Below are 24,368 nucleotides of genomic sequence, written 5' to 3'. Positions count from 1 at the left end.
AAAAACGATGCGCTTCCCCTTCTTACCACACCGTTCAATTTCTCTGCTGGGCCTGGGTTTATCCCTGTGGCTAGGGGGTTGTGGCCCCACCCAACAAACCGTAGAAACCCCAACACCGACGGCGGCCTGTGTCGAAAACTATGATCCGGCGGTGGATTATTTCCCAGATAAGGTGACACCAGAATTTGCCAGGGGCTTTCAGGTGGCATACCACGACCATTACAAAGTGGTGACGGTGCGGCAACCCTGGGAAACGGCCCAGCAGGATTTAACCTATGTTTTTGTGCAGTGTGGTACGCCGATTCCAGAGGATTATCCAGGGGCGACCATTGTTGAAGTGCCCGTCAACCGGGTGATTGCTCTTTCGACGACTTATTTACCCCATTTGGAAGTTTTAAAGCAGTCGGAAAATTTGGTGGGGGTAGGCGATCGCCAATTGATCTATAGTCCTGAGATCCGGGCGGCCATTGAAGCAGGCGACATCCAAGAAGTCGGCAACCTCCAGCTAGACCGGGAAGCGATCCTGAGTCTCCAGCCCGATGTGATTTTGAATTATCGCCTCGATGCTAGCGAAGGGAACAATACCAGCGCCCTAGATTCTTTGGGGTTAACGGTGGTGTTAGACGCGGCTCACCTGGAACCCACTCCCCTGGGCCGGGCTGAATGGCTCAAGTTTACGGCTCTCCTCTTTAACAAAGAAGCTGAAGCCAATGAGATTTTTGGGGCGATCGCCAACCGTTACCAAGCCCTCGTGGACCAAGTCAAAGATTTAGACACCACGCCAACGGTGCTGAGTGGATCGCCCTACCAAGGGGTCTGGTATGTGCCGGGGGGCAAAAGCTATGTGGCCCAACTGCTGCGGGATGCAAACGTGAATTACCCCTGGGATGCGACAACGGCCCGCCTGAGCTTACCTCTAGATTTTGAGGCTGTTCTAGGTCGGGCAAAAACAGCGGATCTTTGGCTGAATGTGAATCCTGATTGGCAAACCACCGCCGATATTTTCCAGGAAGACCCGCGCTATGAACTGTTTGAGGCAGTGCAAAACCAGCAAGTCTATGCCGCCAACAACCGGGTTGCGCCTGGGGGAGGTAATGATTTTTGGGAAGGAGGCACCCTCAATCCTGATGTGATCCTCGCCGATGTGATCAAAATCGCCCATCCGGATCAATTACCTGACCACGAGCTTTATTATTACCGTCACCTGCAAGATTCCCCGTGAAAATTCCCTACACCACGACCCCTCTAACTTGTTTGTCCCTACCGGAACTGCGGTGGCGATCGCCTTCGTTATTTATCCTGCTGGGGGGATTGTGGGGGATTTTATTTTTCCTCAGTTTGAGTCTGGGCTCGACGACCATTCCCTGGGATCAACTATTGGCGATCGCCTTGGGCCAACCCATTGACAATCCGGTGTGGGCAGAAATCGTTTGGCAACTGCGCTTTCCACGGGCGATCGCCGCCACCTTTGCCGGGGCAGCCCTGGGGATTAGCGGCCTCCAGATGCAAACCCTATTTAATAATCCCCTCGCTGGCCCCTTTGTGTTGGGCATCAATTCTGGGGCGAGTTTGGGGGTGGCCCTAGTGCTGTTGGGAACGGGTTTTATGGGCGGTCTTTTTGGAAATTTGAGTGTGGCGATGGCAGCGAGCTTGGGGGCAGTGGCGGTGTTGCTACTTGTTTTGGCGATCGCCCGTCGGATTCCCCACAATGGCACTCTACTGATTTTGGGGTTGATGCTCGGCTATGTCAGCAATTCCCTCGTCACATTGTTGTTGCACTTTAGCCCCACGGAAGCGCTGCGCCTGTATCTCAGTTGGACGTTTGGCAGCTTTGCGGAAATCCAGCGGGAACAGTTGCCTATTTTTATGGTGTTAATTTTTGCGGGGGGACTCCTGGCTTTTTTTCAGGCGAAACCTTTGAATGCGCTTCTTCTCGGCAAACAGTACGCCCAAAGCGTTGGCCTCAACCTCAAGGCAACCCGCCGCCACATTATTGTTAGCACAGCACTCTTGGCCGGATCGGTAACAGCATTTTGTGGCCCGATTTCTTTCCTAGGGATTGCGGTGCCGCACCTCTGCCGGGGTTTACTGAAAACGGTTGATCATCGGCTTTTGGTGCCAGCGGTGACTTTATTGGGGTCTAGTCTGGCGTTGCTGGCGGATATTATTGTGCAATTGCCGGGAAGTGAATTAACATTACCTTTAAATACGGTGACAGCGATGTTTGGTGCACCGATTATTGTGATCTTAATTTTGCGGCGGCATCATTAACTATAGTTAAAGAAACAGAAGGATCAGGCAACTTTGCCAATTGGGAGTTTTTGTTTTAGTTACTTTACTGATTCCGTGGCAATTTTTATTGATTTTATAATATTGGAAGGCTACTCAATTTTTAGATCGACATATAAACTCGAATAAACCATCGTAATAATTGAACGTTTTTAATTCTTTATACTAATGAATGATAAATTTTGGGACTACCTTCGTAATGGCAAGAAAGATGTGGCTGGTTGGCTTCAGCGCGTAGATGCTGAAATTATCGGCTCTATATTAGAATTTCAATGCAAGCAAAATATTACTGGCGGCTTAGTCGAAATAGGAGTTCATCATGGCAAATCTTTTATTCCACTATGTATGGCGTTAAAGAAAAATGAGCTAGCGCTTTGTATTGATATATTCGATGACCAAAGTAAGAATCTTGACCTTTCTGGAAAAGGTGACTTTAATTTATTTCAGAAAAACCTATCCATGTACGATATTGAAAATTCAAATATTCGTATATTTAAGGGTTCATCAGAGGATGTTACTGATAATTACATCCTTCAACAGGTTGGCCCAGTACGTTTTTTCAGTATAGATGGTGGACATTGGAAATCGATTGTTCAAAATGACTTACGCTTAGCGGAGAAATCGTTATCTACAGATGGTGTTATTGCATTAGATGATTATTGTCGTGCTGACTGGCCAGATGTCACCACTGGCTATAAACTATGGCAAGAAGAAACTGAATCCGATATTATTCCCTTTGCTGCTGGGTCGAATAAACTCTTTTTATGCAGAAAAAGCTTTGCAAGTGCATACCGTGAGGCACTAAAAACTCCTTTTTTATGTCATTTCTTTTCAAAAACCTATCAATCCGAAAACTTTGAAGTTGATTCTTATCGAGTAGAGTTTGTGGAACAAGATGAAACATCAGTCAAAAGTGCACTTATACTATCCTTAAAGATGTTTCGTCCTGATATATTTATTGCATTGAAGAGCAAATTTCGTCGCTAATTAATTAAAGGCTTTTGGCATCTTCTAAGAAACCAGGTACACCGGAAGTGTTTTTAAAAGTTCTAAATTTAAGTTTTTTTTATGGCTTCTATTACCATTAATCTCTCAAATAAGCGGTTGAGTCGATTGCAAAAGTTGGCCCAGAAGAACCAAGTTTCTCCTGAAGAGTTACTGTATGAGAGCATAGAAGACTTGTTGACTAACCATAAAAAAGACTTTACCCAAGCATCAAGCTATGTGCTCAAGAAAAATGTTGAGCTTTATCGTCGTCTAGCATGACACGCTATCTAATTATTAGTGAAAGTAATCGATTACGGGAACTTTGAGCTTTTTGGCGGTTTCTAGCGATCGCCATCGTCGTAAGTTCGGTTGAGCAACAGTCATCCTTGTCCGTAGGCTATTATCATATTTGAAGCGCAACCCAACAATACATACTGGGACTGCTCTTTAGCGTCGAACGAGCTAGAGTTAATTTTATGAAATTAGACCGTATCAGCAGCAATCCCAATCGGATGAATGGACAACCTTGCATTCGTGATACGCGCCTTACCGTACGTCGCGTGCTTGAACTACTGGCAACTTACCCCGATCACCAAGAACTGTTACAAGAGTTTCCCGAACTAGAAGAGGCTGATATCCAAGAAGCCTTGATTTTTGCCTCTTCTTACTTGGATGATCGCATTTTAGAACTACCTCAAAGTGATGAAACTGCTGCTTGATCAGGGCTTGCCACGTTCTGCGGCAATGTTGCTCAGTGAGGCTGGAATCGATACGATTCACGTTGCTGAGATTGGTTTGTCGGCAGCAGATGATACCGACATCCTTCAAAGAGCAAAAGATGATGAGTGTGTAGTTGTTACTCTTGATGCCGACTTCCATGCTTTACTGGCTCTAAGTGAAGCAGCTTCTCCTTCCGTAATTCGCATCCGCATTGAAAGATTGCGTGCTCAAGCGTTGACCAATCTGCTCTTAAAAGTTCTTGGTGAAGTGACAGAGGATTTGGAACAGGGGGCGATTGTGACAGTTGAAACGAGTCGAGTTCGTATGCGCCGTCTCCCATTGATGAAAGAATACTAAATTCAACCGTTAAAAGGCTATCACAGGCAAAAAAAATAGAAGGATAAGGCGATCGCCCTACATTGAATATTTATCACAGGAATCTTGGCAGTTTTAGCTACTCAACTGTGCTGGAAGTGCTTTTTGAATGTCATGCTAGATTTATGACTGAATGAATACCTTATAAAAATTATTTTGCCATGAAGCGTTGGCTTGGCATTGATCCTGGTTTAGCGATTATCGGTTGGGCTGTCCTCGAAGAACAGGGACAAACGCTGCCACAAATCCTTGATTACGGCATTATCGAAACAGCCAAAAATTTATCGACGCCCCAACGACTCCTAGAGATTGAACAGGACTACACAGAAATTTTGGGGGAATTTCACCCAGAGGCGATCGCCATCGAGATGCCCTTCTTTAGCCGTCAGATCAAAGCAGCAGGGGGCGTATTACAGGGTCTAGGCATTTTAAACTTGGTTAGCCTGCGAGAATTAAACATCGAACCGATTTATCTGCACCAGTCCAGTTGGAAATGCCACATCGGTAATGCAAAGGCCGATAAGCGGGAAGTAGCGACCCTCGTGCAGTCGATTTTTGGGATGGAGACGATGCCTATCGATGACAGTGTCGATGCCATTGCGATCGCCTACGCCGCCGCTTGTGGTTTGCGTAATGACATTCGGTAAGTGAAAATTCCCCAGTCCAGCAGAGACAACGGATAACATAGAATGGCGCTCAGTACAGGACAAAAAGCTTGAAAAGGATAGAGGGAGAGGGTTTGATGGAAATAAGCACAAATCAATCAAGCCCTCATGAATCAGATTAGCGAAATTCGCCGCCAATTGCGACCTCATCTCGGATGGCATGGAGCCAGACTGTCATTTATCGCCCTCTTCCTGGTGGCACTGTTCCGGGCTAAAACCGTCAATCTCGCCGAACTCGCCACCGTCTGGGGAGGCAATGCAGCAGAAGAGTCTAATTACAAACGCATGCAGCGATTCTTTCAGTCCTTTGACGTCAACATGGACAAAATCGCCAGGATGGTAATGAATATCGCGGCTATCCCGCAACCTTGGGTCTTAAGCATCGACCGCACCAACTGGTCATTGGGGACAACTGACTTCAACATCCTAATGCTGTGCGTCGTCCATGAGGGTATCGGCTATCCATTGATGTGGACGATGCTCAAAAAGAAGAGGGGCAACAGCAATAGTACAGAGCGGATGGATTTGCTCGAACGCTTTGAAACCTTATTTCCCAATATCGAGATTGCCTATCTCACGGGAGACCGAGAGTTTATCGGCAAGCCCTGGTTATCGTATCTGATGCTCGATAAGCCTATTCCCTTTCGTCTGCGCCTACGTCAGACCGACAAAATAAGTAAAGGCAAAGGTCAACCCGCCATCGCGGGGTCACATCTGTTTCGCTCCTTAGCCATTGGCGAAACAAGAATACTGCCAGGAAAACGGTGGGTCTGGGGTCGTCAGGTCTATGTCATGGGCACTCGTCTCGACTCGAAACGAAGAGCTAGTAAAAATGAGGATGAGTTTCTGATTATCATCACCACCCATGACCCTCAAAATGCTTTAGCAGATTACCGTCGTCGCTGGGGAATTGAAACCCTGTTTGGAGCTCTTAAGACCCGTGGCTTTTGCTTGGAATCGACCCATTTTACCGATAAGGTGCGTTTGTCGAAGCTGCTGGCTCTGTTGGCCATTGGCTTTGTTTGGGCGATGAAAGCGGGTTTATGGCGACATATCCAAAAGCCGATTCGTATCATCAAGGCCCATGGCCGTCGAGCTCGGAGTTTGTTTCGCTATGGCTTTGACTTATTGCGTCGCTTTTTTACCGCTTCTCCCCAATCTCTACTTGGGTCAGAGTTTCACCCCATACAACTTTTGTCCTGTACTTAGAGAATGGCGACCTGCTAAACTTTTTGGAGCAATTTTAAGGAGCATATTTCAACCATGGATCAGGTGAATGGTGAACAACTCGAACCGATGAAACTTCCCAAAACCAGTGAATCAGACACCCTCAAGCGGATTCGCCACACCACCTCCCACGTCATGGCGATGGCAGTGCAAAAGCTATTTCCCGACGCCCAGGTCACCATTGGTCCTTGGACAGAGAATGGGTTTTACTACGATTTCGACAAGCCAGAACCTTTTACGGAAGCGGATCTCAAGGCGATCAAAAAAGAGATGGTGAAAATCGTCAAGAAAAAATTGCCTGTTATTCGTGAAGAAATTTCTCGGGCCGAAGCCGAAAAACGAATCAAAGAAATCAACGAACCCTACAAACTCGAAATCCTCGCAGGGATTCACGACCCGATCACCCTCTACTACCTCGGCGATCAATGGTGGGATCTTTGTGCTGGCCCCCACGTCGAAAATACTGGTGATATTAACCCCAAGGCGATCGCCCTCGAATCGGTCGCCGGAGCCTACTGGCGCGGTGACGAAAATAATCAACAACTCCAGCGCATTTACGGAACCGCTTGGGAAACCCCCGAACAACTCAAAGAATACCAACGCCGCAAAGAGGAAGCCCTCAAACGCGACCACCGTAAACTCGGTAAAGAACTGGGTTTGTTTATGTTCTCCGATCAAGTCGGCCCCGGTTTACCCCTCTGGACGCCGAAAGGGACGTTGATCCGTTCCACCCTCGAAAATTTCCTTAAAACTGAACAAACCAAACGCGGCTACCAAGGTGTCGTGACTCCCCACATCGCCCGCGTGGATCTTTTTAAAGTGTCCGGTCACTGGCAAAACTACCGCGAGGACATGTTTCCGATGATGGCGGATGGCGACGCAGAACGGGCGGCGGAACAGGGTTTTGTGATGAAGCCGATGAACTGCCCTTTCCACATCCAAATTTATAAAGATCAACTGCGCTCCTATCGGGAATTGCCGATCCGTCTGGCGGAATTTGGCACGGTTTATCGTTACGAGCAATCCGGTGAATTGGGCGGTTTAACGCGGGTGCGGGGCTTTACTGTGGACGATTCTCATTTGTTTGTCACCCCCGACCAACTAGAGGAAGAATTCTTTAACGTTGTCGATTTAATTTTGACCGTCTTTAAGAGTTTGCAACTGAAAAATTTCAAGGCGCGACTGAGCTTCCGTGACCCCAACTCCGATAAATATATTGGCTCCGATGAGGTGTGGGAAAAGGCGCAAAACGCAATCCGCAAAGCGGTCACCAAGCTGGATATGGACTACTTTGAAGCTGAAGGGGAAGCCGCTTTTTATGGCCCGAAACTCGACTTTATTTTCCAAGATGTCCTCGAACGGGAATGGCAACTGGGCACGGTGCAGGTGGATTACAACCTCCCCGAACGGTTTGAACTGGAATATGTCGCTGAGGATGGTTCCCGCCAACGGCCGATCATGATCCACCGCGCGCCCTTTGGTTCCTTGGAGCGATTGATCGGCATTCTGATTGAAGAATATGCCGGTGATTTTCCCCTGTGGCTCGCCCCCGAACAGGTTAGAATTCTCCCTGTCAGCGACGAGTTTTATGACTACGCCAAAGCCCAAGCGGACAAACTGCAAGCTGTGGGAATCCGCGCCGTGGCTGATGCCTCTGGGGAACGTCTCGGTAAATTGATCCGCAACGCCGAAAAACAGAAGGTTCCTGTCATGGCGATCGCCGGTGCGAAAGAAGTTGAAGCCAATAGCCTCAGTATCCGCACCCGTGCCTCTGGAGAACTCGGCGCGATTCCGATGGAGGAAGTGATTTCCCGCCTCATCGAAGCCAACACGAACCACACCAATTTCTAATATCTGTAGGGGTTTACCACGGTAAACCCTTTTTCGCTTCATTGCGAGGGCTAAATTATGACCCAGGCAAAATCAAAAACCCTCTATGATCAAGACTTTTATCAATGGATTGAACAAACCATCTCTGACTTAAAATCAGGTGACTTAGAAGCCCTTGATCGAGACAATTTAATCGAGGAAATAGAGGCTTTGGGTAAACGAGAAAAACGCGAGTTAGAAAGCCGTTTAATTACTTTATTTGAACATGCCCTCAAACGAAAATATGTCCCTTTAGAAGAATGCCATCGCGGTTGGGACGTGACAATTCGACGCACCCAAAAAGAAATATTAAAAATTCTTAGGGACTCTCCCAGCTTAAAAAATTATCTTCAAGAAATTTTCTTAGATTGCTACCAAGAAGCCCTTGAAAATATGCAAATTAAATATGATGTAGAATTCCCTCAGAATTATCCTTTTCCAATAGAGTTCAATCAATTATTAACACAATCCTTAAGCTAATCTAATCAAGTATCCAAACAGTAATTTTAATTCTCTCCCTTCACAATTCATGAGTATCATTACCCTTCAATCCATTAAAAAAGATTTCGGCATTAAAGAAATTCTCAAAGAGGCGAGCTTGAGTATTGATGATGGTGAAAAAGTCGGCTTGATTGGGGTGAATGGTGGCGGAAAATCAACCCTTTTAAAAATGATTGCGGGGATTGAACCCATTGATGGGGGACAGCGGCTCGTTCGTTCTGGGGCAAGGATTATCTATCTACCGCAACAACCAGAAATTGATCCAGAAAATACCGTTTTAGATCAGATTTTTGCCAATTGCAGTGAACAAATGAAATGGGTTAAAGCCTACGAAGATTTATCCCATAAAATGGCAAAAGCTTCTGGCGATGAATTGAATAGTTTAATGGGAAAATTGTCCAGCATTACCGAAAAAATGGATGCCCTGAATGCTTGGGAAGTGGAAACCAATGCCAAGATTATTTTGAGTAAATTAGGTATTGATGATTTTGAGACAAAAGTAGGGGACTTATCCGGTGGTTACCGCAAACGCATTGCCCTTGCTTCAGCATTGTTATCAGAACCTGATTTGCTCCTAATGGATGAACCAACGAACCACCTAGATGCCGATTCAGTGGAATGGTTGGAGGGCTATTTAACTCAATTTTCGGGGGCATTACTGTTAATTACCCACGACCGTTATTTCCTCGATAAAGTCACAAACCGAATTATCGAAATTGATCGAGGGGATCTGTATACTTATGCCGGAAATTATTCCTATTACCTAGAGAAAAAGGCTCTAGCAGAAGAAGCAGCAGTTAGTAGTCAACAAAAACATAAAGGGGTATTGCGGCGGGAATTAGAGTGGCTAAAACGGGGGCCAAAGGCGAGAAGTACCAAACAAAAAGCACGCATTGATCGAATTGCCGATATGCAAAATACAACCTTCAAAGAAGCCCAAGGTAAAGTTGAAATTGATACACCGGGGCGACGGATTGGTAAAAAAGTTGTTGTCGTCGAGAATCTCTATAAAAGTTTTGGCAAAAAAAACATTATCAAAGATTTTAGCTATGAATTTAATCCCGGCGATCGCCTCGGTATTATCGGCGGCAATGGGGCGGGCAAATCGACCTTTTTAAATCTGATTACAGGACGACTTGAGCCCGATAGCGGCACAGTAGAAATTGGTAGTACGATTCATATCGGCTATTTTGACCAACATTCCGATGATTTACTTGATGAAGCCACACAAAATCAACGGGTAATTGATTACATCAAAGACGTTGCCACCTATGTACAAACAGCGGATGGCACACAAATTACAGCGTCCCAAATGCTAGAACGATTTTTATTTCCGCCCGATCAACAATATGCGCCGATTCAGAAACTTTCGGGAGGTGAAAAACGGCGTTTATTTCTGCTAAAAGTGCTGATGGGTGCGCCGAATTTACTCATTCTTGACGAACCCACGAATGATTTAGACGTACAAACCCTTTCTATTTTGGAAGATTACCTCGAAGACTTTAATGGCTGTGTGATTATCGTTGCCCACGACCGTTATTTTCTCGACCGGACAGTGAACATGATTTTTGCCCTCGAAGGCAATGGACTGCTGAGACAATACCCCGGCAATTATTCCCTTTATTTAGACTATAAACAGGCAGAAGCCGCCCAAAACCCACCGGAAAATCCTCCCCCAAAAGAGGCGATCGCCAAATCACAAACCCCTAGCAAGCCAAAAGCAGCCCCATCCCGTCGCCTGTCAAACTACCAACGGCGCGAACTAGAACGCCTCGAAAATGAGATCATTCCTGAGCTAGAAATTCAGCGGGAAGCATTACAGATGGAACTCAGTAACCAAGTTGACTATGAGCAATTGCAGACCCTTTCTTTAAAATTAGAAGCCCTAAATCAAGACATCGAAGCGAAAACAGAACGGTGGTTAGAACTAGCAGAAATGGAGCATTAACCATCGCCTTTAAAGCCATAAAAAAGCCCTAGACAACACGTCTAAGGATTTCGTAAATAGGTTCTAAATTAGAACGGAGAGAGAGGGATTCGAACCCTCGTTAGAGTTACCCCTAAACAGCATTTCCAGTGCTGCGCCTTCAACCGCTCGGCCATCTCTCCAGATGGGGCACGGTTAATGATTATACAATAACTAAAGGAAAAGGCAAATTTTTATTTTTTCTGCTGTAACCATGGCTAAAACTCACAAAATCACGATTAATTACCGGCAAATTAACGAAACCCAGACTTTTACCGTCCCAGAAGACGAATTCATCCTGCGGAGCATCGAAAAACAAGGGTTTCAGATTCCCTTCTCCTGTCGCAACGGGGCCTGCACGACCTGCGCTGTGCGGGTTTTGTCTGGGGATCTCGAACAAAAATATGCCATGGGACTTTCCCCGGATCTGCAACGCCAGGGTTATGCGCTGATGTGTGTGAGCCATGCCAAAAGTGATTTGGTGGTAGAAACCCAGGATGAGGACGAAGTGTATGAACTCCAGTTTGGGCGCAACTTCGGTAAGGGTAAAATTCGCTTTGGCCTACCCCTTGATGAAGACTAACGGTATTTAGACATCCCCATTATCAACTCTGATCCTGGGGCGATCGCCACTTTCTTGGATTCCAAACTCTGCTCATCTCCTTTTAAATATCTCTATGGCCCTTCCCTCCCTACCCGAACGCCAAACCTACCTCGACATTGCCACAGAAGCCGCCCTCAGTGCTGGCGCAATTCTCAGAAAATACTACGGCAACCTCCAGCAAATTCGAGAAAAAGCCACCCCAGGCGATCTGATCACAGAAGCGGATACCACCTCCGAAGCCGCCATTATCGAGCTGCTCCAAAGACATCTACCGGATGTGCCGATCCATGCTGAAGAAGCAGGCCAGTTAGCCACAAATCAGCCCAGTCCTTACCTCTGGATGATCGATCCCCTCGATGGCACGGTGAACTATGCCCATGGCTATCCGATGTTTTCGGTTTCCATTGCTCTGTTATATGCTGACGAACCGTTAGTCGGCGTTGTTTACAATCCCTACCGCGATGAACTCTTCCGCGCCGCCCAAGGATTAGGGGCCACCCTAAATCGCCAACCGATCCAAGTTTCAAAAACAGATCAGCTACAAAATAGTCTCCTTACCACTGGTTTTGCCTACGATCGCCGGCAAACGAAGAATAATAATTACCGTGAATTTTGTTACCTCACCAACCAAACCCAGGGGGTCAGACGGGGCGGATCGGCGGCCCTTGATCTCGCGGATGTGGCCTGTGGTCGCCTAGATGGTTACTGGGAACGGGGCATCCAACCCTGGGATATGGCGGCGGGCATCTGCATTTTGCGGGAAGCGGGCGGCCTCGTCACCAGCTACGATCAAGCCCCCCTCGATATGGGCAGTGGTCGGCTCTTGGCGACGAATGGCAAAATTCATACCCCGTTGAGTGTCGCCCTCCAAGAGGCCCAAGGATGGTTTCAGAGTTATTACGCTGCGGATTCATAAAAACCATCATTAAACGGTTGTACCTTTTTTAGAATCAGTCATAATTAGTTCAATGGGACCCCCACAAACATATGTCGCTTGCCATTAACCAAGGATTATTTGCTCGAAAAATTGCCGACCATTTTGCGGTGCTCGGCTTGCCCATTGATGCGAATCCAAAAGTCGTGCGCAAAGCCTATTTACAAATTGCCCAACGGCTCCACCCGGATACCTGTACCCTAACCCAGGCTCTGGATAAACGCTTGGCCAGTGAATTTTTGTCAAAGCTCGTGAATCCGGCCTACGAAAAACTGTCTAAACCGGCTTCCTGGTCGGAATACCAAGTGATTCTGGTGCAATTGAGTCAGCAATTGAGTAATGAGACAGATAACCTTGTCCTCACTACGACGGAAGCCCAGGAACTCTTCGATACCCCAGGGAATATTTCGACGCTCTACCGGGAGAAGGTGGCCGCTTTGGCCCAGGCAAATTACCAAACGATGGCCACAGTCCCCCAGGCGATCGCCACCTTAAGCGAACTGAACCTCGTCTATCTCCAGTATCTCGGCAAGGTTAAAAAAGTCGAGACCAAAGAAACCATGCCCCAATATCCTGGGGAAACCATGGCGACATCAGGCGCTACCGTCAGCCCGCCGCCGAAAAATACCAGCACATCTTCCCTAGATGCAGCCCTCTGGCGAGGGGAAGAACACCTAAAAAAGAAAAATTATGCCAAGGCCGTGCTGGAATTCCGAGATGCCCTCCAGCTCGATCCCAACTGCATCAAGGCCCACGCCCTCATGGGACTGTCCTATCTCAGCCAAAACCAACTGGCAATGGCCAAGGTGCATATCAAAAAAGCTTACCTCTCCAAACCAACAGATCCCCTCGTGCGCCAAGCCAAGCAAGCCCTCGAAAAAGTGATGGGCAGCGCCCTAGAGACCCAACCAGGGGCCAAGAAAGGGAGCTCCGATAAACAAGGGGGTTTATTTGGCGGTTTGTTTGGCGGGAAAAAGAAGTAGAATAGGCGACGGCAAAGCTCAACATACGGATTTCATGATTCATCAACCCCCCGCAGGTGCCAGGGATTTATTACCCCTCGAAGTTGCTCAAAAGGCCTGGATTAATGACAATCTCCAACGGGTTTTTCAACAGTGGGGCTACCAGCGGATCGTCACCTCTACTTTGGAATGGTTGGAGACGCTCACGGCTGGCGGGGCGGTGGATCGCACAAAGGTCATTCAACTACAAACAGCAGAAAGTCAAGCTTTGGGTTTGCGTCCAGAGTTAACGGCCTCGATCGCCAGGGCGGCTGTCACCAGAATGGCCGAAAATACCTTTCCCCAACGGCTTTGTTACCGGGCCAATGTGTTTCGCCATCCCCCCCGGGGTAGCCACGGCAAACAGATGGAATTTTACCAAGCGGGAGTAGAGTTACTCTTTGCGGCAGGAATTGTGGCGGATGCAGAAATTTTATTGCTTCTAGCAGATTCCCTCGATGCCCTGGGTTTAGAAGATTGGCAGTTAATTTTAGGGGAGGCGGCCCTGGGGCGATCGCTCTTGGATCCGTTTCCTGAACCAATAAGAGAAACAGTTCGTCATTGTGTGGCCAATTTAGACCGGGTTGGGTTGCAGGAATTGCCCCTGGATGAGGATCTCAAGGCCTATGCCCTGGACATTTTTGATCTGCGTGGCGAGCCGGAAACCGTATTGGCGCGGGTGAGTCAGTTTGATCTGGGGCCAGAGGCGCAGGAAATCGTCGCGAATCTTAAGGCTCTCTTTACGTTATTGGCTGGGAGTACCCGGAAACAACTGCCAATTATCTTGGATTTAACCCTAATTCAGACCTTTGATTACTACACGGGCATTGTGTTTGAGGTGGTTAATTTTGCCAATCATCAGTCTTATATCTTGGGTCAAGGTGGCCGCTATGATCAGCTTCTGGGCTTGTATCATCCCCAACGGGAAAATCACCCCGGTATTGGCTTTTGCTTGAATATTGAAGAACTACACACCTGTCTGTTGACAAGTCCCCAACTGCCCAAACAACTCGCTGGCAGTGCTTGGCTGGTGATTGCGACGGAACCTAATGCCCAGCAGCAGGTATTTCACTATGCCCAAACCCTGCGTCAAGGGGATGAAATGGTGCGCGTCGAAGTGGAACTGGGAGGGCGATCGCCTGCCGAAATTTATGCCTATGCCCGCAGCAGCCACATTACCCACCTCGCCTGGATTGACCCCAGTGGCGAACCCAAACTCGAAACCCTCTAACTTAAATTCTTTTTCCTTAAGATTTTTGAATCACTGCTAACGAAAAAATGCTTACCATTGCCATTCCCAAAGGTGGCCTCCTCCCAGAGGCGATCGCCCTCCTCCAACAAGTCGGGTTAGACTTTAGCGCCTTCCTCGATAAAAAAAATCGCCAACTGCAAATCACCGATCCCACTGGCACCGCCCGGGCGATGCTCGTGCGCACCCATGACGTTCCCGTCTATGTCGAATATGGCCAGGCCCAACTGGGCTTTGCGGGTTACGATGTCCTCCGGGAGAAAAAACCCGATGTCGCGAATCTGTTAGACTTAGGATTCGGTGGTTGTCGTCTCTCCGTTGCCGTCCCCAAGGCCAGCCCCTACAAAAATCCCCGGCAACTCCCCCCCAACTGCCGTGTAGCCTCCAAATTTGTCAACTGCGCCAAAGACTACTTCCGCGATCTCGATCTCCCCATCGAAGTCATCCCCCTCCACGGCTCCGTCGAACTCGGCCCCATTACCGGCATGTCCGAGGCGATCGTTGACCTTGTTTCCACTGGAAATACCCTCAGGGAAAATAACCTCGAAGAAGTTGAAGTGCTCTTCCATAGCACCGTTCGCCTCATTGCCCACCCCACCAGTTACCGCGCCAACCGTCACAATATGCTCGATTGGGTGCAAAAATTGGAGCAAATCCTCTAAATTTTTGGGCAAATGGTAACAAGGTTTGCTGACAAATTCCTAAAAAATATTTCAGCATCGCCCCAAGATCCGTTACAATGCATTAAGAAATCGTTCCTAGATCTTGACCTGAACTCCGTTCTTTACTAGAAACTGCATGACCACAAAACCGACAATCGCCATTTCCCATCTTGGTTGTGAAAAAAACCGCATCGATTCCGAACATATGATTGGGCTATTGGTAAATGCTGGTTATGAGGTTGATGCAAACGAAGAACTAGCCGATTACGTCATCGTCAACACCTGTAGCTTCATCGAGGATGCTCGCGCCGAATCTGTGCGTACCCTAGTGGAATTGGCAGAGGCAAACAAGAAAATCGTCATTTCCGGTTGCATGGCGCAACATTTCCAAGAGCAGCTTTTAGAAGAATTGCCTGAAGCCGTCGCCCTCGTAGGCACTGGGGATTATCATAAAATTGTTGACGTGATTCAACGCACCGAACAGGGTGAGATTGTAAAGGAAGTTTCCCAAGAAATCACCTATATCGCTGACGAAACTGTGCCCCGCTACCGCACCACCAACGAAGCGGTGGCTTATCTCCGGGTGGCGGAAGGCTGTGATTACCGCTGTGCCTTTTGCATCATCCCTCACCTCAGAGGGGATCAGCGATCGCGCCCCATTGAGTCCATCGTGGCCGAAGCCAAACAATTGGCTGAGCAAGGCGTCCAGGAAATTATTCTGATTTCCCAGATCACCACCAACTACGGCAAAGATATCTACGGCAAACCCAAACTGGCAGAACTCCTCAGAGCCTTGGGGGGCGTCGATGTCCCTTGGATCCGCATCCACTATGCCTATCCGACGGGGTTGACCCCTGAGGTAATCGCCGCGATGCGTGATACCCCCAACGTTATTCCCTATCTGGATCTCCCGCTACAACATTCCCATCCAGATATTCTTCGGGCGATGAATCGTCCTTGGCAAGGTCGCGTCAATGATCGAATCATTGAAGACCTGAAAGAGGCGTTACCCGATGCAATTTTGCGCACCACCTTTATCGTGGGTTTCCCCGGCGAGACGGAAGAACACTTCCAGCACCTCGTGGATTTTGTGAAACGTCACGAGTTTGATCATGTGGGTGTGTTTACTTTCTCGGCTGAGGAAGGAACCCCTGCCATTGATTTACCGAACCAACTACCGCAATCTGTCAAAGATAGCCGTCGGGATGCTCTGATGGAAATTCAACAACCGATTGCTGCCCGCCGCAATGAACTTTGTGTCGGACAAACGGTGGATGTGCTGATCGAACAGGAAAACCCAGCGACTGGTGAATTAATCGGGCGATCGCCTAGATTTGCCCCAGACGTTGACGGACTGGTATATGTCACCGGAGAAGCCTCCCTCGGCAGTATTGTCCCTGTTCAAATTACCGCTGCGGATATTTATGACCTCTACGGCACCATCGTGGAAGCATAACTAGACCGTCCAGCCACACCCCCGGCATTGTCCAGACTGCCAAGAAGCATCCAATCGGTTTTATTTCAAAGAACCCAGTTTGGGAAAAGGGTTGGGGGAGGGATTGCCCTTAAACAAGACGCATTCCCAATTTTTGTCAAACCTTAGCAAAAACCCATCCATAAACCTTACAACTTTTTTATGACCACTTCTTTTCAAACCATCGGCTTATCCGACGCCCGCGTTGACCTGTTAGAAAATATTGGCTTCGAGAAGCCCACCGAAATTCAAAGTAAAGCGATCCCCGCAATCCTCGAAGGACGGGACGTGGTGGGACTATCCCAAACAGGTACAGGTAAAACCGCCGCCTACTCCCTGCCTTTCCTTGAAAAAATTGACCTGGAACAAAAGACTGTCCAGGGCTTGATCCTCACTCCTACCCGTGAACTGGCGGTGCAGGTGACCCAGTCCCTTAAGGAATTCGCCGTGGATCGTCGTCTGTGGGTGCTCACCGTCTGCGGTGGTCAATCCATGGAACGGCAAATTCGCAGCCTACAAAAAGGCGTCCACATTGTTGTGGGCACGCCGGGCCGGGTCATCGATCTTCTCGAACGGGGTAAGTTGTCCTTTGAAGAACTCCGTTGGGCGGTGCTCGACGAAGCCGATGAAATGCTCAGTATGGGCTTCATTGATGATGTGAAAAAGATTTTGCGTCAGTCCCCCAAAACACGCCAAACGGTTTGTTTCTCGGCGACCATGCCCCCCGCAATCCGGGACCTGGTGGAAAATTTCCTCAATGACCCGATCAACATCACGATCAAACAGCCCCAGGTCACGCCTGACCGCATTGCCCAAGAGGTCTACATGATTCCGCGCGGTTGGTCAAAAACCAAGGCGTTACTACCCATCTTGGAAATGGCAAACCCAGAGTCGGCGATTATCTTTGTGCGCACGAAACGCACAGCTTCGGAGTTGACCAATGAGTTGGTTGAAGCGGGCCAAAGTGCCGATGAGTACCACGGCGACCTCAACCAAAACCAACGGGAAAAACTGGTACGTCGCTTTAAAGACGGCAAAATCAAGATGATCGTCGCCACGGATATTGCGGCGCGGGGTCTGGACGTGGAAAACCTCAGCCACGTGATTAACTTTGATTTACCGGATAATACGGAAAGTTATATCCACCGGATCGGTCGGACGGGTCGGGCTGGTAAAACGGGTACTGCGATCGCCCTCGTCGAACCCAGCGATCGCCGGTTGTTGCGTCAAATTGAACGGCGCGTCAAACAGTCCCTCAAAGTTTCGACTATTCCGAGCCGCACTGAAGTAGAAGCCCAACGGGTGACCCGCCTGGAAACCCAAGTACGGGAAGCCTTGGCTGGGGAACGGATGGCCTCCTTCTTACCGATTGTGAAGCGTTTGGGTGATGAGTATGATCCCCAGGCGATCGCCGCGGCGGTATTGCAAATGATGTACGACAATAATTCCCCCGAATGGCTCAACGAAGATTGGGAAGTACCGGAAGTCAACACTAAGACAGGTCTCCCCAAGCCGACGAAAAAAGGTGGCCGCAGCGGACGTCGTTCTAACTACAAAGGGAGTGGCGGTGGCTACAAAGGCGATCGCTCCCGGGGACGCCGTTCCTACAGTTCCAACCATTCCTAAAAATGTGATATCGCTAGACTCCCCAGGTGATCCAACTCACTAAATCTAGGGGAATGCGACAAGCATTATAGAAATAAAAAAGAGCCTCCACTTCTCATCGGAAATGGAGGTTTTTCTTTGGGTAAGGCTTTATAAAAATGCAGCTTTAGTGGTGTATTTAAAGCACGGCAATACATTCAATTTCGACGAGGACATCCTTCGGCAGACGCGCCACCTCAACACAAGCGCGGGCCGGAGCAGTGGCTTCATCAAAATAGGTGGCATACACAGCATTAACCGCCGCAAAATCATTCATATCCTTGAGAAAAACGCCCGTTTTCACAACATTTTCCCAGGTGGCGCCAGCTTCTTGTAATACCGCCGCTAAATTTGCCATGACTTGTTTCGTTTGGGCTTGGACATCCCCCTCAATAATTTGGCCCGTGGCGGGATCAAGGGCAATTTGGCCAGAACAAAATAACATCTTGCCTGAAGCGGCGATCGCCTGGTTATAGGGGCCAACGGGGGCGGGGGCATGATTAGTTTGAATAACTTGTTTTTCCATCACTAAATTCTTAAAACCGTTAAAAAATTGCAGATTACGTTAAGCACCCAAACGGGGACGCATCCCGTGGTGGCGGTAAGACCAATAATCCTGCAAAATGCGCCCATGATCAAAACATAAATTTTGCGGAACTTCCCACGGCTGAAAAATGCCGACCGTTTTTGCATCATCTGCCGCTTTGGGGTCTCCCGTTGCCGTAGCGATAAAGACCACACTAATGGTGTGTTGGCGCGGATCACGGGCGGGATCAGAGTACACACCCAATTGCTCAACCAGTTGCACCTCTAGGGAAATCTCCTCTAAAGCTTCCCGTTTGGCGGCTGTCTCTACTGTTTCGCCATAATCCACAAAGCCCCCTGGAATTGCCCAACCAAAGGGTTCATGTTTGCGTTCAATCAAAATAATTGGTCGATGGGGGCGATCGCAGAGTTCAACAATGATATCGACAGTGGGAGCGGGATTACGGTAAGCCATGGCAGAGAAAGGCAAGTGCAATCAGGATCATAGCAGTTTCTCTGAAGCCAGTTTGCAGACTTATTGTCTTTTTAGGAATTTTTTCGGGCCATGTTCGCTAGCTCAATTTGGCGCGCCCGGAGATGTTGCCAACTGCTGCCAGCTCCTTCGACGATGCCCCTAGCGATTAACCCAAGGGCCCGGCCAATCACATTGGTCAGCACATAAACTAAAATTTCACCGAGCCAGGCCACGAGGGCGCGAATCCGGGGGGCAAGGGCATCCCTCAGTTCCAGGAGAATCGTCACCAGCCAGGGAATCCCCTCAAGGTTGGCGAGTTCTGCGGATCGGGGTTGGTAAACGGCCGTTTGCACGATGCCGACTGGACTAACGCTCAAAAATTGATGTTGACTTTCAAAAATGGCCTTCGGTTCTAACCAATATTTGCGCAGGCGATAGGCCCACGATAGATCATTGCGAAAACGGGCAATGTTGCGGGAAGAGCGCAGTTTTGGCTGGTAAATTTCTGCCTTGAGTAATTCTGGCTCCGGTAGGGTATTCAAGATAAATTGCAGGATATCGTTACCGACGGTGATCAACAAATTTTCTAAAATGAGTTGGCTGCGTCCCAGGGCTTCCCTGGCCTCAAGACGATAGGTGACATTATCAATCTTGAGGGGCTGGTCTTGTAGTAGATAGGCGAATAAGTCGTCGCTTTGGGGTAGTCTTTGGTTTAGGTCTGGGGCATTGGCGATCGCCACCCGATTGAGCAACTCCAAAAAGCCCTCGGCCTGATTGTCAGCGGTGAGGTGGTAGCGGCCAATAAATTCCTGGGCGCTAAATTTCCAGAGGTTACGAATGCTGCGTTGATGTTGGGCTTGGAAGGCTTCGGGATCTAAATTTTTCCACTGGGGATCATTAAAAATAAAATTGAGTTGTTGCAGAATGATATAAAGCAGTTCCCGCCGTTTTTCTGGGGTGACAATCTCTAGTTCTAGGCTACTGCCAGTGGCATTTTTCAGGGAGCCATTGAGCTTCACAAAGGTCTTTTCGAGGAGAATTTGCCAGCGGCTATTGGTCGTCGTGATCTCTACGGGTGAGGCAATGGCGATCGCCCCGGCGGGAGGCGTTTGGGGCTGGGCGGGAGGAACTGTATTGAGGAAAATGGCACTTTGGGGCAGACAATGGCGCAGGAGCCAGGCTGCTGTTTTGAGTTCCCGTTGTTGTCCAGCGAAAACTGCACGGTACAGGGGCGGGAGATTCTCTTGGGCGAGGTAGGTTTCGACGCGATCTAGGGCTGTGTAAATCTGGTTAAGGCCCCGGCGACGCATTCCAGCGAACAAATTTTGGTTAATGCCCTGGGGACGTTGGGACCAAACTTTACCACCAGCGGCGATGGTACTCAGCTCCGGGACGAGATCGGCGATCGCCAATCCTTTCGGGAAATAACCTGCCAGTCCATCCCGTTTTGCCTGTAAAATCCGCTCTGAATCCAATTGTGCCGTGCAAAGAACCAGGGGCGTTGTGGGGTAAAGGCGTTGTAGTTCGCGGTATCGACGCCAATGACGATCCCCCTGCCAGGCGGGATCACAGAGAATTAGATCCAAATCCTTGCGGGGGGATGCTGCCAAAATGGTGCTGAAATTTTCTGCGGCGATCGCCCAATCCGTTTCCTGGGCCAAAGCGGTACAAAAGCCTAGACGAAAAATGGGATCATCATCTACCAACAGCAGTTTCATGGGAAGCTTACGAATGTCTTACACTGAGTTACCAATGCTCCCAGTGTACTGGTTGACGCCTGTAATACATCGCTCCCCACAAACTTCTTGTGGATTTTTTGCTTAGGGGCTACCTGTTAACCTCTTAAATAACGATAAACCTAAACAAGAATATGGTTTGACCTATTCCCCAATAATTTCAGGCTGGGTCAGTTCGTCGGACATCTCAATAATGGCGCGGATCGGCGGCTTCATTAACGGATCTTCAACGGCATCAAATTCTTCGTAACGGCGGCGCTTAGCCCGCTGAGCCACCTGCACAGTAATGCGGTAACGATTGGATGCGGCCTGCATGAGATCTTCAGCCCGGTGCATAATTTCTGCAGAATCGAAGGAGCTACGTTTTTGCATACGAGGTGGTAATAAATCTGTGGGTTGGGTGTTCAGGCTTTCCATTATAACGGTGTGGGGGAGTTCGCCTGGTTATTCTTCCATGAGGCGATCGCGCTCTAGGAGCAGTAAATCTCGCAGTTGATTCGTATCCAGTTCCGTCAGCCAATTTTCTCCCGTATCAACGGTTTGTTCGGCCAGTTCTTTTTTGCTGGCGATCATGGCACTAATTTTTTCTTCGAGGGTGCCGGTACTGACGAATTTGTGCACCTGGACATTTTGTTTCTGGCCAATGCGGAAGGCGCGGTCGGTGGCCTGGTCTTCTACCGCCGGATTCCACCAGCGATCGACGTGGAACACATGGTTAGCGCGGGTTAAATTCAATCCGGTGCCCCCTGCTTTGAGGGACAGGATAAAAATGGGGGGGCCATTGGGATCATTTTGGAAGCGATCGCACATCTGTTGGCGGGCCTCCCGTCGGGTCGCGCCATAGAGAAAGAGGACGTCCTGGCCGAGGCGTTCCTGGAGGTAGGGTTGGAGCAGTTTCCCCCATTCAGAAAATTGGGTGAAGATCAAAGCGCGATCGCCTTCGGAGATTAATTCTTCGAGCATTTCTTCAAGGCGGAGTAGCTTGCCGGAACGGGGGGCGAAATTTTTGCCGAGTTTGGGTTTGCTCTGGAGCAGTACAGGGTGATTACAAAGCTGTTTGAGCCGTAGCAGCAGGGTGAGAATTAAGCCGCGCCGTTGGATGCCGTCGGTGTTTTCGATTTCCGCGAGGGATTCATCCACCAGTTTTTGGTAAAGGTTGGCTTGGTCTTTCGAGAGGCTACAAAAGACTTCCATTTCCTGTTTTTCGGGCAGGTCTTGGATAATTGTCTTGTCGGTCTTGAGGCGACGCAGGATAAAGGGTTGGGTCAGCTTACGGAGGCTCTGGAGGGTTTGGCGATCGCCATATTTTTCGATGGGAATCGCAAAGCGCCGTTGGAAAAATTGTTGCGTACCGAGGAAATTGGGATTGAGAAAATCAAGGATTGACCAGAGTTCCTTGAGGTGATTTTCCACAGGGGTTCCCGTGAGGGCAATGCGAAAACCACTGTCGAGGGCGCGCACCGCTTGGGACTGTTTCGCCTGGGGATTCTTGATATTTTGGGCTTCGTCGAGGATCATGCCTTGCCAAGACACCGTCGCTAAATCTTTTTGATCCCGGAAAACCAAGGAATAGCTGGTGAGAATCACATTATATTTTTGGGCCGTGCTCGCAAAAGTTTTTCCTTTGGCGCGGCGATCGCCATGGTGAATCAGGATTTTCAAACTGGGGGCAAACTTGTGAAGTTCTCGTTCCCAGTTACTGACCACGGAGGTGGGACAGACCAATAGCACCGGCTGGGTTAGTTTTTTGTTTTCCTGGAGGGTCAATAAAAAGGCGATCGCCTGGATCGTTTTTCCCAGGCCCATATCGTCGGCGAGGCAAGCCCCCAAGCCCCATTTTTGTAAAAAGCTCAACCAGCTCATCCCCTTGTGCTGGTAGGGCCGGAGCGTCCCTTGCAGAGAGTCAGGCGGCTCAATTAGCTTCAGGGCTTCATTATTTGTCAGATGGTCAAGGAGTTCTCGCAACGCCCCCGACGCCTCAAAGCCAACCACGGGCAACTTCGCAAACACCTGACCCGGTTCTGCCCCCAAGCGCAGGGCGTCCTCGACCCGCAGCGGTTGTTCAGCCATTTTTGTTTGGTAAATTTCCTGGGCGGCCCGCACATCGGTGGGTTGGAGGGCGAGCCATTGACCATTGACTTCTACCAAAGGCGATCGCCGCGCGAGGAGATCCTGAAATTCCCGTTCTGTGAGAGTCGTTTCGCCAACGGCCACCTCTAGTTTGTACTGCAATAGACTCTGGAGATTTAACCGACTTTCATCTTTGACCTGGGCAGAAATTTTAATGCCAAGGCGTACTTCATTACTCCCGGCCTCTAAACCTTCTGGTAGGATGACCCCCAGGCCCTTATCGCGCAGTTGCCAGGCCACCGAACGGATAAACTCATAGGCTTGGATCGCATCGAGGGGACAACCACAGGGCTGCGGCCCCCCTAAACTTTCACCAATGGGCTCGTACAACCGAGACGCCAGGCCTAGACCCTTTAATAAAATTTCCTGGGGTTGGCTGGGATCTTGCCAAACCTGATCCGCCGTGACAATACTTGCCGCATTTCCCAAGGCCTGCAAACCATATTGCAATTGCCAATGGTCTTGGGCGACGGTGGGGGGCAGCAGTTGAAAACAGGCGCGAAATAGGGGCTGATTCAGGGCAAAATCCGGCGGATTTACCAAATATTCCCGCACGGGGAATGTCCAATTTTCGTAGGCATGGCCCAGTTGACGGGGCAGATCTTCAAAGGTGGCCTTGGCTTTGGAAAGGCGATCGCACCAGGGAAACACCACAGAGGTTTTCGGAAAATTTTGTAGGGGCTTGGCATGGGGACGCACCTGGGCATCGACCATCGCCGTGAGAAAACTCAATAACACCTGGGCTGGCGTTTGGCCGACCGCACAAATGCCAGGCATCTGTTGCAAAAACTGGGCAAACCGCTGTTGTTCTGTGACGCTATCTAACAAAGGGACCCACGTCGCCAGGGCTTCTCCCGTTGGGAGGAGGGTCACATGGGGCAGAAATTTACGCCGCACAACTAAATCAAGGCTCCAGCGGCATACCTGCCACCAAAACCGGAGATCCCCCGCGAGGGCGTCATCGGTGAGGGGTAATGTTTGAATAATATTCGTGGCTTGGCGAGCGTTTAGGGCGAGGCCCATAATTTGCCAGTCGGCCCAACTAAGCTGATCGGGAATCTGGGTTTGATTAGACAAGAGTGGGATCGAGGGTTTGGTCTTGGTGCCTTTGGTACTGGGTAGAGAAAGCGTCGTTTCTAACCATTGGGCATTTTCCGGCACCGTCACCCCATAGGCCTGGAGTTGGGTTTCGAGGCTTTGGCGATCGCCCCCAAAAGGATAAGAGGGCGGGCTGACTGCGGACTCACTGCGCCAGACCTCACTCCACAGAAAAAAGTAGGATTGCTGTGCCTGAAAAATCCAAGTGCCGTGTACCAGTGCCATAGACGATATGTA

Annotated in this window: 23 protein-coding genes and 1 tRNA gene; 18 read left to right on the top strand and 6 right to left on the bottom strand. The window is 49.2% G+C overall.

The genetic code is table 11. The features are described from left to right. Positions 1 to 7 precede the first annotated feature (7 nt). From AWQ23_RS03340 to AWQ23_RS03290, 11 genes are all read left to right on the top strand, one after another. Positions 8 to 1,222 carry an ABC transporter substrate-binding protein gene (locus tag AWQ23_RS03340; RefSeq protein ID WP_062432494.1) on the top strand — a complete coding sequence of 405 codons (1,215 nt, stop codon included), beginning with the start codon at positions 8 to 10 and terminating at the stop codon, positions 1,220 to 1,222. Continuing rightward, positions 1,219 to 2,271: an iron ABC transporter permease gene (locus AWQ23_RS03335; RefSeq protein WP_062432491.1), complete on the top strand. Its 1,053-nt coding sequence runs from the start codon at positions 1,219 to 1,221 to the stop codon at positions 2,269 to 2,271. The genes AWQ23_RS03340 and AWQ23_RS03335 overlap by 4 nt, the downstream gene beginning before the upstream one ends. A 186-nt stretch (positions 2,272 to 2,457) precedes the next feature. Next, positions 2,458 to 3,276 carry a class I SAM-dependent methyltransferase gene (locus tag AWQ23_RS03330; RefSeq protein ID WP_062432488.1) on the top strand — a complete coding sequence of 273 codons (819 nt, stop codon included), beginning with the start codon at positions 2,458 to 2,460 and terminating at the stop codon, positions 3,274 to 3,276. An 81-nt stretch (positions 3,277 to 3,357) separates the two neighbouring features. Further along, on the top strand, positions 3,358 to 3,555 hold the full coding sequence (locus AWQ23_RS03325) for a hypothetical protein (protein WP_062432485.1): 198 nt from the start codon (positions 3,358 to 3,360) through the stop codon (positions 3,553 to 3,555). Between the two features lie 197 nt (positions 3,556 to 3,752). After that, positions 3,753 to 3,995 (top strand): DUF433 domain-containing protein, encoded by a 243-nt coding sequence (locus tag AWQ23_RS03320; RefSeq protein ID WP_012306261.1) that lies wholly within the window; start codon positions 3,753 to 3,755, stop codon positions 3,993 to 3,995. Then, complete coding sequence (locus tag AWQ23_RS03315) at positions 3,979 to 4,353, top strand: DUF5615 family PIN-like protein (protein WP_062432482.1); 375 nt, start codon at positions 3,979 to 3,981, stop codon at positions 4,351 to 4,353. The genes AWQ23_RS03320 and AWQ23_RS03315 overlap by 17 nt, the downstream gene beginning before the upstream one ends. Before the next feature lie 179 nt (positions 4,354 to 4,532). After that, the gene (locus AWQ23_RS03310; RefSeq protein ID WP_062432479.1) at positions 4,533 to 5,018 is read left to right on the top strand and encodes a crossover junction endodeoxyribonuclease RuvC; all 486 of its coding nucleotides are present in this window, start codon (positions 4,533 to 4,535) and stop codon (positions 5,016 to 5,018) included. Positions 5,019 to 5,144: 126 nt separating this feature from the next. Continuing rightward, positions 5,145 to 6,245, top strand: coding sequence for an IS4-like element ISSysp2 family transposase (locus tag AWQ23_RS03305; RefSeq protein ID WP_062432013.1), 1,101 nt, complete (start codon positions 5,145 to 5,147; stop codon positions 6,243 to 6,245). A 54-nt stretch (positions 6,246 to 6,299) separates the two neighbouring features. Beyond that, a complete protein-coding gene (gene thrS, locus AWQ23_RS03300; protein ID WP_062432476.1) occupies positions 6,300 to 8,114 on the top strand; it encodes a threonine--tRNA ligase in 1,815 nt (604 codons plus the stop codon). A 57-nt stretch (positions 8,115 to 8,171) separates the two neighbouring features. Beyond that, on the top strand, positions 8,172 to 8,612 hold the full coding sequence (locus AWQ23_RS03295) for a DUF29 domain-containing protein (protein ID WP_198158685.1): 441 nt from the start codon (positions 8,172 to 8,174) through the stop codon (positions 8,610 to 8,612). A 49-nt stretch (positions 8,613 to 8,661) separates the two neighbouring features. Continuing rightward, positions 8,662 to 10,581 (top strand): ABC-F family ATP-binding cassette domain-containing protein, encoded by a 1,920-nt coding sequence (locus AWQ23_RS03290; RefSeq protein ID WP_062432471.1) that lies wholly within the window; start codon positions 8,662 to 8,664, stop codon positions 10,579 to 10,581. Between the two features lie 74 nt (positions 10,582 to 10,655). Here the strand turns inward: AWQ23_RS03290 and AWQ23_RS03285 are convergent. After that, positions 10,656 to 10,742 (bottom strand) — tRNA-Ser (locus tag AWQ23_RS03285). 71 nt (positions 10,743 to 10,813) lie between these two features. On the opposite strand from AWQ23_RS03285, the gene AWQ23_RS03280 reads away from it, so the two are divergent. The 7 genes from AWQ23_RS03280 to AWQ23_RS03250 all read left to right on the top strand — a co-directional run bounded on the left by AWQ23_RS03280 (position 10,814) and on the right by AWQ23_RS03250 (position 18,149). Further along, complete coding sequence (locus tag AWQ23_RS03280; RefSeq protein WP_012306254.1) at positions 10,814 to 11,182, top strand: 2Fe-2S iron-sulfur cluster binding domain-containing protein; 369 nt, start codon at positions 10,814 to 10,816, stop codon at positions 11,180 to 11,182. 94 nt (positions 11,183 to 11,276) lie between these two features. After that, complete coding sequence (locus AWQ23_RS03275; RefSeq protein WP_062432468.1) at positions 11,277 to 12,119, top strand: inositol monophosphatase family protein; 843 nt, start codon at positions 11,277 to 11,279, stop codon at positions 12,117 to 12,119. Between the two features lie 71 nt (positions 12,120 to 12,190). After that, on the top strand, positions 12,191 to 13,120 hold the full coding sequence (locus AWQ23_RS03270) for a J domain-containing protein (RefSeq protein WP_062432465.1): 930 nt from the start codon (positions 12,191 to 12,193) through the stop codon (positions 13,118 to 13,120). 34 nt (positions 13,121 to 13,154) lie between these two features. Further along, positions 13,155 to 14,369: an ATP phosphoribosyltransferase regulatory subunit gene (locus tag AWQ23_RS03265; protein ID WP_062432462.1), complete on the top strand. Its 1,215-nt coding sequence runs from the start codon at positions 13,155 to 13,157 to the stop codon at positions 14,367 to 14,369. A 47-nt stretch (positions 14,370 to 14,416) separates the two neighbouring features. After that, positions 14,417 to 15,049 (top strand): ATP phosphoribosyltransferase, encoded by a 633-nt coding sequence (gene hisG, locus AWQ23_RS03260; protein WP_012306250.1) that lies wholly within the window; start codon positions 14,417 to 14,419, stop codon positions 15,047 to 15,049. A 136-nt stretch (positions 15,050 to 15,185) separates the two neighbouring features. Next, positions 15,186 to 16,505, top strand: a complete 1,320-nt coding sequence (gene rimO, locus AWQ23_RS03255) for a 30S ribosomal protein S12 methylthiotransferase RimO (protein ID WP_062432459.1) — start codon at positions 15,186 to 15,188, stop codon at positions 16,503 to 16,505. A gap of 180 nt (positions 16,506 to 16,685) precedes the next feature. Continuing rightward, the gene (locus AWQ23_RS03250; protein ID WP_012306248.1) at positions 16,686 to 18,149 is read left to right on the top strand and encodes a DEAD/DEAH box helicase; all 1,464 of its coding nucleotides are present in this window, start codon (positions 16,686 to 16,688) and stop codon (positions 18,147 to 18,149) included. 157 nt (positions 18,150 to 18,306) lie between these two features. On the opposite strand, the gene AWQ23_RS03245 is transcribed toward AWQ23_RS03250, so the two are convergent. The 5 genes from AWQ23_RS03245 to AWQ23_RS03225 all read right to left on the bottom strand — a co-directional run bounded on the left by AWQ23_RS03245 (position 18,307) and on the right by AWQ23_RS03225 (position 24,356). After that, positions 18,307 to 18,693 (bottom strand): RidA family protein, encoded by a 387-nt coding sequence (locus tag AWQ23_RS03245; RefSeq protein ID WP_062432456.1) that lies wholly within the window; start codon positions 18,691 to 18,693, stop codon positions 18,307 to 18,309. A gap of 39 nt (positions 18,694 to 18,732) precedes the next feature. Continuing rightward, entirely contained in the window at positions 18,733 to 19,167 is a 435-nt protein-coding gene (locus tag AWQ23_RS03240) for an NUDIX hydrolase (RefSeq protein WP_030005870.1), read from the bottom strand. A gap of 71 nt (positions 19,168 to 19,238) precedes the next feature. Beyond that, entirely contained in the window at positions 19,239 to 20,885 is a 1,647-nt protein-coding gene (locus AWQ23_RS03235; RefSeq protein WP_062432453.1) for a DUF3685 domain-containing protein, read from the bottom strand. 162 nt (positions 20,886 to 21,047) lie between these two features. Then, on the bottom strand, positions 21,048 to 21,275 hold the full coding sequence (locus AWQ23_RS03230) for a DNA-directed RNA polymerase subunit omega (protein ID WP_012306244.1): 228 nt from the start codon (positions 21,273 to 21,275) through the stop codon (positions 21,048 to 21,050). A gap of 72 nt (positions 21,276 to 21,347) precedes the next feature. Then, positions 21,348 to 24,356, bottom strand: a complete 3,009-nt coding sequence (locus tag AWQ23_RS03225; protein ID WP_062432450.1) for a DEAD/DEAH box helicase — start codon at positions 24,354 to 24,356, stop codon at positions 21,348 to 21,350. Positions 24,357 to 24,368 lie beyond the last annotated feature (12 nt).

The sequence above is a fragment of the Picosynechococcus sp. PCC 73109 genome, from assembly GCF_001521855.1.
Lineage (GTDB): Bacteria > Cyanobacteriota > Cyanobacteriia > Cyanobacteriales > MRBY01 > MRBY01.
The sequence above is the reverse complement of the archived record's forward strand: the minus strand, read 5'-3'. Positions and strand labels throughout refer to the sequence as shown.

Coding starts and splice junctions, on each gene's coding strand:
- AWQ23_RS03230 (WP_012306244.1), bottom strand. CDS start 21,275: ATGCAAAAACGTAGCTCCTTCGATTCTGCAGAAATTATGCACCGGGCT.
- AWQ23_RS03240 (WP_030005870.1), bottom strand. CDS start 19,167: ATGGCTTACCGTAATCCCGCTCCCACTGTCGATATCATTGTTGAACTC.
- AWQ23_RS03275 (WP_062432468.1), top strand. CDS start 11,277: ATGGCCCTTCCCTCCCTACCCGAACGCCAAACCTACCTCGACATTGCC.
- AWQ23_RS03325 (WP_062432485.1), top strand. CDS start 3,358: ATGGCTTCTATTACCATTAATCTCTCAAATAAGCGGTTGAGTCGATTG.
- AWQ23_RS03315 (WP_062432482.1), top strand. CDS start 3,979: ATGAAACTGCTGCTTGATCAGGGCTTGCCACGTTCTGCGGCAATGTTG.
- AWQ23_RS03290 (WP_062432471.1), top strand. CDS start 8,662: ATGAGTATCATTACCCTTCAATCCATTAAAAAAGATTTCGGCATTAAA.
- AWQ23_RS03340 (WP_062432494.1), top strand. CDS start 8: ATGCGCTTCCCCTTCTTACCACACCGTTCAATTTCTCTGCTGGGCCTG.
- AWQ23_RS03320 (WP_012306261.1), top strand. CDS start 3,753: ATGAAATTAGACCGTATCAGCAGCAATCCCAATCGGATGAATGGACAA.
- AWQ23_RS03245 (WP_062432456.1), bottom strand. CDS start 18,693: ATGGAAAAACAAGTTATTCAAACTAATCATGCCCCCGCCCCCGTTGGC.
- AWQ23_RS03235 (WP_062432453.1), bottom strand. CDS start 20,885: ATGAAACTGCTGTTGGTAGATGATGATCCCATTTTTCGTCTAGGCTTT.
- AWQ23_RS03270 (WP_062432465.1), top strand. CDS start 12,191: ATGTCGCTTGCCATTAACCAAGGATTATTTGCTCGAAAAATTGCCGAC.
- AWQ23_RS03250 (WP_012306248.1), top strand. CDS start 16,686: ATGACCACTTCTTTTCAAACCATCGGCTTATCCGACGCCCGCGTTGAC.
- AWQ23_RS03225 (WP_062432450.1), bottom strand. CDS start 24,356: ATGGCACTGGTACACGGCACTTGGATTTTTCAGGCACAGCAATCCTAC.
- AWQ23_RS03280 (WP_012306254.1), top strand. CDS start 10,814: ATGGCTAAAACTCACAAAATCACGATTAATTACCGGCAAATTAACGAA.
- AWQ23_RS03305 (WP_062432013.1), top strand. CDS start 5,145: ATGAATCAGATTAGCGAAATTCGCCGCCAATTGCGACCTCATCTCGGA.
- AWQ23_RS03265 (WP_062432462.1), top strand. CDS start 13,155: ATGATTCATCAACCCCCCGCAGGTGCCAGGGATTTATTACCCCTCGAA.
- AWQ23_RS03330 (WP_062432488.1), top strand. CDS start 2,458: ATGAATGATAAATTTTGGGACTACCTTCGTAATGGCAAGAAAGATGTG.
- rimO (WP_062432459.1), top strand. CDS start 15,186: ATGACCACAAAACCGACAATCGCCATTTCCCATCTTGGTTGTGAAAAA.
- thrS (WP_062432476.1), top strand. CDS start 6,300: ATGGATCAGGTGAATGGTGAACAACTCGAACCGATGAAACTTCCCAAA.
- AWQ23_RS03310 (WP_062432479.1), top strand. CDS start 4,533: ATGAAGCGTTGGCTTGGCATTGATCCTGGTTTAGCGATTATCGGTTGG.
- hisG (WP_012306250.1), top strand. CDS start 14,417: ATGCTTACCATTGCCATTCCCAAAGGTGGCCTCCTCCCAGAGGCGATC.
- AWQ23_RS03295 (WP_198158685.1), top strand. CDS start 8,172: ATGACCCAGGCAAAATCAAAAACCCTCTATGATCAAGACTTTTATCAA.